Annotated in this window: 2 protein-coding genes; one reads left to right on the top strand and one right to left on the bottom strand. The window is 72.0% G+C overall.

Features of this window, described 5'->3' with window-relative positions; genetic code table 11:
- The coding region (locus DBR36_RS12780) for an MFS transporter (RefSeq protein ID WP_108319949.1) at window positions 1-968 on the top strand (968 nt) is incomplete at its 5' end.
- Between the two features lie 52 nt (window positions 969-1,020).
- On the opposite strand, the gene DBR36_RS12785 is transcribed toward DBR36_RS12780, so the two are convergent.
- Entirely contained in the window at window positions 1,021-1,425 is a 405-nt protein-coding gene (locus tag DBR36_RS12785; protein WP_108319951.1) for a pilus assembly protein CpaE, read from the bottom strand.
- Between the last annotated feature and the right edge of the window lie 205 nt (window positions 1,426-1,630).

Genomic DNA, 1,630 nt, shown 5'->3' on the forward strand with positions numbered 1-1,630 from the left:
CGGTCACCCTGCTCGTGTGCGCCGCCGCGATCGCCGCCCTCGCGCTGATCGAGCTGCCCCTGCCCCTCTACATGGCACTGGGCCTGATCGCGGGCCTGTCCACCCCGCCGGTGCAGTCGGCCGTGCGCACCATCTACCCCAAGATGGTCCCCTCCAAGCAGTTGACGCCGTTGTACTCGCTCGACGCCTCGCTGCAAGAGATCATCTGGGTGCTCGCGCCCGTGCTCATCACCCTGGTGGCGACGCAGATCGGCACCGTGCCCGGCCTGCTGCTGGTGGTCGTGATCCTCATCGGCGGCGGCGCGTGGTTCATCCTCAGCCCCGAGGTCGGCCGCGTGCGCATCCCCCGCAGTCGCCGCGGCCTCGGCAAGGTGCTCACCAAACCGCCGGTGATCCTCGCCACCGCGACCGGGTTCCTGCTCATCGGGGCCTGCGCCGCGGTCGAGGCCGGCGTCGTGGCAACCTTCGACCACGGTGGCCTCGAGGCCGGGCTCGTCCTGGCGGTGTTCGCCGTGGGCAGCCTCGCGGGCGGTCTGTCGTTCGGGCACATCCCCATCGGGCCGTGGGCGATGGCCCGCCGTTTCGCGATCGTCGCCCTCGGCCTCTCGCTGACCATCGTCTCGCTCAACGCCTGGTGGCTCGGGGCGACGCTGCTCGTGGCGGGGGCGGGCATCGCCCCGGCCCTCGCGGTGATGTTCGCGATGACCAGCGCCAGCGTCCGCTTCAGCGAGACGGCCGAGGCCTACGGGTGGATCGGCACCGGGCAGCTCATCGGTGCGGCGGCGGGTTCGGCGGTGGCCGGGTTCCTCGTCGACGGCGTCGGTCCGACGGGCGCGTACGTCGCCGCGGCGGGTTTCGCCATCGCCGGCTTCATCGTGTCGGCCGTGTTCGTGCGCGGCTTCCCCGACCTGCGTCACCGCGACGCCAGTCCCATCCCCGACACCGAACCCGTCCCGACCGTCACCTGAGCGCCGACTTCTCAGTCGCCTCGGGGGCCGGCATCCCGGGATCGGGAGCGGCTCAGTGCGTACGGCGCAGCAGCTCCAGCACGGCGAGGGCGTAGGCGTCGGCGGGCGCGGGGTGATCGAAGACCAGGGTGGAACCGCCGACCGAGATCTCGACCTCGTACGTGTCCGACAGACGGCGCAGCGAGCGGAAGGTCGAGCGCAGCAGCTCGCGCAGCTGGGATTCCGACGGCAGCCACAGCGCGTCCTCGGTCGCCACCGAGTCCAGCGCCCACTCCGTCGTGCCGTTGAAGGCGAGGATGCGTCCCGTCGGATAGTCGCGTGGCTCGATCGTCATGTCGCTGACGGTGAACACGTCGGCCTCGAACTCGGGCTCGTCGAGCTGGAACCGGTCGCCGGAACGCGGATGCCACACCAGCCCCGCCTCGCGCAGGGCCAGGGCCATCTCGGTCGAGATCATGGCATCCATTCTGGTGTCGTTCCGTGACGCCGGGGCGGGTCCGGCGCGGTCGGTCGCCTCCCGGGACAGCACAATGGATGCCATGCCCGCACCCGTGCCCCTCCCCCGCCTGTCGTGGGGCGCCGCCGACGCCCCGCGCGTGCTCCTCGTCCACGGCCTCGGCTCCGACGGCGCGCTCATGTGGCGTTTCGGCACCGCCCTCGCC

This window comes from Microbacterium sp. HMWF026 (genome assembly GCF_003061325.1).
GTDB classification, from domain to species: Bacteria; Actinomycetota; Actinomycetes; order Actinomycetales; family Microbacteriaceae; genus Microbacterium; species Microbacterium testaceum_E.

Coding starts and splice junctions, on each gene's coding strand:
- DBR36_RS12785 (WP_108319951.1), bottom strand. CDS start 1,425: ATGATCTCGACCGAGATGGCCCTGGCCCTGCGCGAGGCGGGGCTGGTG.